This is a genomic window from Acinetobacter sp. 228, assembly GCF_048147885.1.
Map to the genome: position 1 here is coordinate 240,159 of NZ_JAYWYV010000004.1, position 7,249 is coordinate 247,407.

At 43.5% G+C, this 7,249-nt stretch carries 6 protein-coding genes; 3 read left to right on the forward strand and 3 right to left on the reverse strand.

The window, feature by feature from the left end; translation table 11 throughout:
* Window positions 1-2: 2 nt before the first annotated feature.
* The gene (gene hrpA, locus VXQ92_RS05220) at window positions 3-3,926 is read right to left on the reverse strand and encodes an ATP-dependent RNA helicase HrpA (protein WP_416680736.1); all 3,924 of its coding nucleotides are present in this window, start codon (window positions 3,924-3,926) and stop codon (window positions 3-5) included.
* 489 nt (window positions 3,927-4,415) lie between these two features.
* On the opposite strand from hrpA, the gene ahpC reads away from it, so the two are divergent.
* Complete coding sequence (ahpC, locus tag VXQ92_RS05225) at window positions 4,416-4,979, forward strand: alkyl hydroperoxide reductase subunit C (protein WP_004278916.1); 564 nt, start codon at window positions 4,416-4,418, stop codon at window positions 4,977-4,979.
* A gap of 284 nt (window positions 4,980-5,263) precedes the next feature.
* Entirely contained in the window at window positions 5,264-5,470 is a 207-nt protein-coding gene (locus VXQ92_RS05230) for a KTSC domain-containing protein (protein ID WP_004278917.1), read from the forward strand.
* 12 nt (window positions 5,471-5,482) lie between these two features.
* Here VXQ92_RS05230 and VXQ92_RS05235 read toward each other — a convergent pair whose 3' ends face one another.
* Entirely contained in the window at window positions 5,483-6,073 is a 591-nt protein-coding gene (locus VXQ92_RS05235) for an O-methyltransferase (RefSeq protein WP_155858365.1), read from the reverse strand.
* A gap of 24 nt (window positions 6,074-6,097) precedes the next feature.
* Window positions 6,098-6,316, reverse strand: coding sequence for a DUF1653 domain-containing protein (locus tag VXQ92_RS05240; RefSeq protein WP_034436473.1), 219 nt, complete (start codon window positions 6,314-6,316; stop codon window positions 6,098-6,100).
* Window positions 6,317-6,549: 233 nt separating this feature from the next.
* On the opposite strand from VXQ92_RS05240, the gene VXQ92_RS05245 reads away from it, so the two are divergent.
* The coding region (locus VXQ92_RS05245) for a thioredoxin family protein (protein ID WP_416680737.1) at window positions 6,550-7,249 on the forward strand (700 nt) is incomplete at its 3' end.

Genomic DNA, 7,249 nt, shown 5'->3' on the forward strand with positions numbered 1-7,249 from the left:
TCTTAACTGATTCCAAGACGATCCCATACTTTTTGCAAGCGAGTTGGAGACACGGGTGCTTTTGTTTTCATCGGTTGTGAAAACAATGAGATTCTTAACTCCTCGACCATGAAATACAATTCTTTCAGACGAGGGTCATCTTTAAACTGAAATAATTTTTCCATCCATTGATCAATTTGGTCAATGGCGGAATTGTCCCTTTGTAGATTATTGGGCAAGCGCTCTAAACGCAAGATCAAAGCTTTTAAATAACGTGGAAATTCAATCCAGACATCAGACGGTTTACGATAAACAAAATCAGAAAGGCTCATTAAATCAAGCTGATCTTCAATATCATTGATATTTTTTTCAAACACCGAATGGTCTAAAACCAGCAATTTCCGGCGGATTTCCTGCCACTGGATATAAATATCCGTGATCTCTTTCAGGGCGACCTGCCCATGACTTAAGAAAGATTTTTTTACATCTTCCACCAGCTTTTGGAACTCTTGCGCATTGACAGGAAGCTCATTTATGGACATTTGTAGTGTGGCATAAACTAACATTTGTTCCAGTTGTGCCTTGTCACCGAGTGGTGAATAAGCCAGCGCCAGAGGTTTGGAAATCTGTTTTTTCAACTGGCGGGTCAAGTCTCCGAGTTGCATATGCACCAGTCGGATCACCCCTTCACGATGTTTTTTGACCGCTTCAGCCTGATCATTAAAAGTCTGAATCACTACACCCGATTCATCTTTCTGCTCCAAGTCAGCAAAAGCTTTGGCCGGAACCAGCGCCTGATACTGCTTGACCACAACACCGGTGACTTTTTGCGAGGCTTCAAATACAAAGCTTTCCGGGAAAGTTGTAAATTCACCTTTAAGCTGTTTGACCGGACTATGCGTTTCAGTCCGGCAGCGCGCTTTCAGCTCAGCAAGATCACGGCCCTGCTCAATGACACGACCTTTTTCATCAGTCACTTTAATAAAAGGCAACAGATATTGGTCTACCCGGTCAAAGCTGAAATCTTTCTCCGTGATTTGTTCGCCTCGCAGCTGGAAGGCCAAGAAACTAAAAATATGTTTCTGTAAATCCTGCGCATCTACTTTTGCCATGAGTTTTCGTGCAGTATCCGGAATTGGCACCAGATTACGGCGCTTGTCTTTTGGCAAAGACTTTAGTAATGCTTCAATCAGCTCCAGACGCCAGCCGGGAATCCCCCATGACCAGATCCCTTCATCGACCTGTGCCAAGGCTTGCAGTGGAATTTTAACTGTCGCACCATCCTCATCATGACTCGGGTCAAAACGATAGGTTGCAGCCAGACGCAGGCTACCATTCTGCAAATAGTCCGGGAATTGTTGTGTGGTTGGACGATCATTTAGCCACAGCGCATCGTCATCAACAAATAAATAACGCGGATTCTGAGGCTCAACCGTGGCACGCCAGTCTTCAAAAGTACGACGGCTGGCCACTTCAGGCGGCACTTTAGACGCATAGAATTGGTAAATGGTTTCTTCATCTACGACCAGGTCACGACGGCGTAGCTTGTCTTCAACCCGTTCAACTTCTTCCAGTTTCAGCAAGTTATGTTTTAAAAATGGTGGAGTAATGCCTAAATGCCCAGTGGTTAAAGCATCCCGCAAGAAGATTTCATGCGCTGCTGCCTGATCGACTTTTTCATAATTGATCGGGCGCTTTGGCTCAATGATCAGACCGAACAGGGAAATCTGGTCATAGGCATTCACTACACCAGCTTTTTTCGACCAGTGCGGTTCAAAATAATGATGCTTGAGCAGGTCACGTGCGGCCAGCAGAATCCATTCCGGTTCAATCTTGGCAAGGGTACGTAAATACACCTGGGAAGTCTCGACCATTTCAAAGGCCATCACCCACGGCGTATTGGTCTTGTGTAAGGTAGAAGCCGGGAAAATCCGTGCTTTTTGCTGACGTACTGCCATAAAGACATTACGCTCATCGGTCTTGTTGGCGATAAACGATAAGAGACCGGTCAACAAGGCACGGTGCAGATTTTCATAACTGGCTTTCTTTTCATTAAATGACAGTTTTAAGCCCTTAGCCAAATCCACCAGCTGCTCATGCGTTTTCTTCCATTCACGCAGACGCAACCAGCTCAGGAAATGATTTCGTGCAAAAGTACGGCGCTTATTTTCACTCATGCTGTCGCGGTTATTGTGCAGCGTCTCCCAGAGTTTGAGATAGAACAGGAAATCAGAATCGGCTTCACGGAATAATGCATGCTTCTGATCCGCCTGCATCTGCTTGTCTGCCGGACGCTCACGCGGGTCCTGAACTGCAAGTGCTGCCACAATCACCAGCACTTCATTCAACGCTCCAAAATGTGCACCACCAAGAATCATACGGGCCAGACGTGGATCGATCGGCATTTTCGCCATTTGTTGACCGATCTTGGTTAAGCCACTGCTTTGAAGTCTCCCTTTCTCAAAGGGAGATTTAGAGGGATTTGCTTGATCATCTTCAGTTTTAGGAGAATTTTTCTCAGCCATTGCACCCAGTTCAATCAGGAGCTTGCGGCCATCATTTACCAGACGATGATCTGGTGGCTCAATGAAATCGAAGTCTTCGAGCGAACCCAACCCCAGACTTTGCATCTGCAAAATTACAGATGCCAGGTTAGTTCGCTTGATTTCCGGTTCGGTAAACTCTGGACGGCTCAGGAAGTCTTCCTCAGAATACAGACGAATACAGACACCCGGTGCAATACGGCCACAGCGGCCTTTACGCTGATTGGCTGCTGCCTGAGAAACGGCTTCAATCGGCAGGCGCTGCACCCGTGAACGATAGTTATAACGCGAAATACGGGCAAAACCGCTATCAATCACATACCGGATATTCGGAACGGTTAAAGCCGTTTCTGCCACGTTGGTGGCAATAATAATACGTCGCCCGCCTCCAGAAGGATTAAAGATTTTCTGCTGTTCGGCCAGCGCCAGACGCGCATATAAAGTTAATACTTCAGTATGGCGTGGCCCGTGTTTGATCAGGGTTTCCTGTAACTCACGAATTTCCTGCTCCGTACTGGCAAAAATCAGGATATCGGCGTGTTCAGGATGGCCTTTTTCCTGTGCATCCTGAAAGCATTCTTCGACTGCTTTGACCACAGCGCGAGGCAGATTTTCTTCAAAGTCATCAAACTCGTCATCATCACTACCGCCAATGCTCATTTCCGAGATTGGGCGATAACGCAGCTCAACCGGGAAGCTGCGGCCTTCCACTTCAAAAATTGGCGCACCATTAAAGTAACTGCTAAAACGGTTTACATCCAGGGTTGCTGAAGTAATGATGACTTTCAGATCAGGACGACGCGGCAACAGCTGCTTCAGATAGCCCATAATGAAGTCGATATTCAACGAACGTTCATGCGCTTCATCAATAATAATCGTGTCATATTTGGTCAGGTAACGGTCATGCGTCAGTTCGGCCAGTAAAATACCGTCTGTCATCAAACGCACAATTGAATCTTGCGAACCCTGTTCTGTAAAACGAACTTTAAAAGAGATTGATTCCCCAAGTTTTTCACCGACTTCTTCAGCAATACGCTGTGATACGCTGCGTGCTGCCAGTCGGCGCGGTTGGGTATGCCCGATCATTCCAGTCAGGCCACGTCCAGCCAGCATGGCAATTTGCGGTAACTGGGTAGTTTTACCAGAACCGGTTTCACCCGCTACAATAATGACCTGATGCTTTTGAATCGCGGTAATCAGCTTGTCAGCATACTGGGTTACCGGCAAATCCTGATTCAGCTTGATGTTTGGAATATGCTCAAGCCGTTGCCGTACTTTCAGATTGGATTTTTCAAATAATTCCTGATACTGCTTGGCATTTGCGTCTTTCCCCTTTTTCAGTCGATTTAAACGGTGACGGTCACGCGCCATTACCCATTGATCTACATTTAAATGACTCTGCACAGAGAAAACACCCACATCAAAAAACTGGAAAGGTTTATTTTACTTGGTTCATCAGATTTCAGATAGTCGTAGTTCTGTTAAGTACTGGGCAATTTAACGTTACTCGTTTAATTTCACTCATTTTAGCGCAATAAATCTGGCAGCATGATCATCTCCCTGAGATCTGTCTACATGATTAGATTTAAGTATGAATCCGAATTTACGATTGATATTTAAATTAATTTCCGGAAAACATGCTTTTTTTCTAATTGACCCTTGAATTTTTTGGTTTCAACATCATGTTTGCTAGAGTGAGGAAAAAGAGATAATTTTGTCATCAGGCCATCATTTTGATGCTGCTAAGTGAACAAAGTTATTTTGCTAAGGCGGAGCATTTTTACTTAATTCGGTTTTTCCGATATTTATAATGTAAAAATACCATTTTAGCATTCACCAGAATTTCGATACTCTTATTCAAAATCAAAGACTACCTCAATCATGGAGACAATGATGAGCTTAATTAATACTGAAGTTAAACCATTTAAAGCAACTGCATTCCAAAACGGCAAATTCATTGAAGTTACAGAAGCTGACCTGAAAGGCAAATGGTCTGTTGTATTCTTCTATCCAGCTGACTTCACTTTCGTTTGCCCAACTGAACTAGGTGACCTTGCTGACAACTACGCTGAATTCCAAAAACTAGGCGTTGAAATCTACTCAGTTTCTACTGACACGCATTTCACTCACAAAGCTTGGCACGATTCTTCAGAAGAAATCAAAAAAATCCAGTACGTAATGGTTGGTGATGCTAACTGGACGCTTGCTAAAAACTTTGACGTATTAATCGAAGCTGATGGCCTTGCTGATCGCGGTACTTTTGTCATCGATCCAGAAGGTAAAATCCAAATCGTTGAAATCAACGCTGGTGGTATCGGCCGTGATGCTCAAGAACTTCTTCGTAAAGTTAAAGCAGCTCAATACGTACATGCTCACCCAGGCGAAGTTTGCCCAGCTAAATGGAAAGAAGGCGATGCAACTCTTGCTCCTTCAATCGACCTAGTAGGTAAAATCTAATTTTAATTAGATTGAAGTGATTCAAAAAAACCACGCTCTTTAGCGTGGTTTTTTATGGTTTAAACTTTTATGTCAGCGCAATACGGGATTTTATTAGGACTTTAAAAGGACTTTTAAAATTTCCGTCCAAATTTTTTCTTTTTTAATTATTTAAAATTCAGGCATATCTTTTGCTTCTCTTTCTCATAATCCTTACCCATTCTTACAATTCAGCTATACATCTCTAGCATCACATAGCATAAGTTCGAATGACAAGATAAGAAATATTCAGTGGAGGAACGCATATGCAAAAACTGCTTACCGTGATTTCTTGGAAATACAATCCTTCAAGTCGCCACCTGAAAATTGTATATAGTAATGGCCATACCGAGCTATATCACCCCGTACCTGAATTTATTTATGACAACCTGTTAAGACGCCAAGACAAAGCCGCATTCGTAGAAAAATATCTCGAATACAATTTGCATTTTAATAAAATTTGCATGGATTAAAACAAATCCGTTTTAACGGAACTCCACCATCAGCAAACCTGCGCCTATGGGTACTGTCATCATAATAAAACGTGGGTCTTGCTGAATTAAGGTGATAAATTCTTTCACTTCTGCTGCATGCGAAATAACATTATCGACTACCAGCAAACCGCCTTTGATCTTGAGCAACCGGCTTAAATGTGGCCAGTAACTGACATACGCATCTCGTTCGGCATCCAGTAAAATAAAATCAAATCCTTCTAGCATTGCTTCTAGATAAACTTGAGCATCTCCCACTTTAAAATCGATCACATCTGCCAGATCAATTTCTGTCGCATATTGCTTGGCCTGATCAACCCGTTCTGCATCAAGTTCAAGAGTTGTAATCTTGGCTTGAGTCTGGCGTGCAGCTTTAGCCAGCCATAAGGTTGAATAACCGGTAGACGTACCAATTTCCAATATCTTTTTGGATTGTTGCGCACGAATCAGCATAGATAAAAATTGGCCAGATTCGGGCTCTATATTGCGATATCGGTGTAGTCGATCATTCTGCTTCAGATCATGCATATGAAATTTTTCATATAATTCCTGCATGAATTTTTCAAATTTATCTGGATTCATTATCTCTCTTCCCTGAGTCTTGCTAGCTTAAAGTGCCTGAATCAATTTAAAACGTTCCACTTCCCGGTCATCGTTCGTGGTAATGGTTTCAGTGAACATCGTTAAAGGGCGTACCCAAATCGAATAATCCCCATAGAGACATTGATATACCACCAGTTTTTCTTCAGTTTCACTATGGGTCGCCACATGAAACACCTGATAAAGCTGGCCCTTGTAATGCTGATAAATACCGCGTTGTAATTCCATCACTAAACCCTCCTCAATACATTCTAAATATTAACCTAAAATAGCAAACATGACGGCAAACTACTTGAAAATTCCCATTTAATCCATATATAGGAAATTGAAATTGATAGTGAATTTCTTAATCTATCCAAAAAATCGATTGATTATATAAAAACAACCTGTTTTACCTATTCAATCGATTATCCTATCATGGCTGTATCAAATAAACATTTACTCCTCTGGAGGCGTTAGCAATGTTAGACCAAAATACTTCTGCCCAACTTAAAACCTTACTTGAGCGCCTTGAAGGCCCGATTGAACTGGTGGCTACCCTTGATGGCTCTGACAAGTCAGCCAAGATCAAGGAACTGGTCGAAGAGATTGCGGCACTTTCTGATCAGGTGACTGCCCGCTTTGACGGCAGCAACAAACGTGTACCAAGTTTCGGTATTGCCAAGGCCGGTGAACAGCCACGCGTGTTCTTTGCAGGCTTGCCGATGGGACATGAGTTTACTTCCCTGATTCTGGCATTGCTGCAAACTTCCGGTTATGCACCCAAAGTCTCTGATGAAGTGCTGGAGTCGATTAAAGGCCTGGGCATTCAATCCGACTTTGAAGTGTTCGTCTCCTTAAGCTGCCATAACTGTCCGGATGTGGTTCAGGCACTCAACCTGATTGCCATCTACAACCCGGGTACCACAGCCACCATGATTGATGGTGCCTTCTTCCAGGATGAAGTCGAAGAACGCAAGATCATGGCTGTTCCGATGGTGTTCCAGGATAACCAGCACATCGGTCAGGGTCGTATGACACTGGAAGAAATCATTGCCAAACTGGATAGCAATGCAGCTGCCAGAGATGCTGAAAAGCTGAATGCCAAAGACGCCTTTGATGTACTGATCGTCGGTGGCGGACCTGCAGGCAATACCGCTGCGATCTATGCGGCACGTAAAG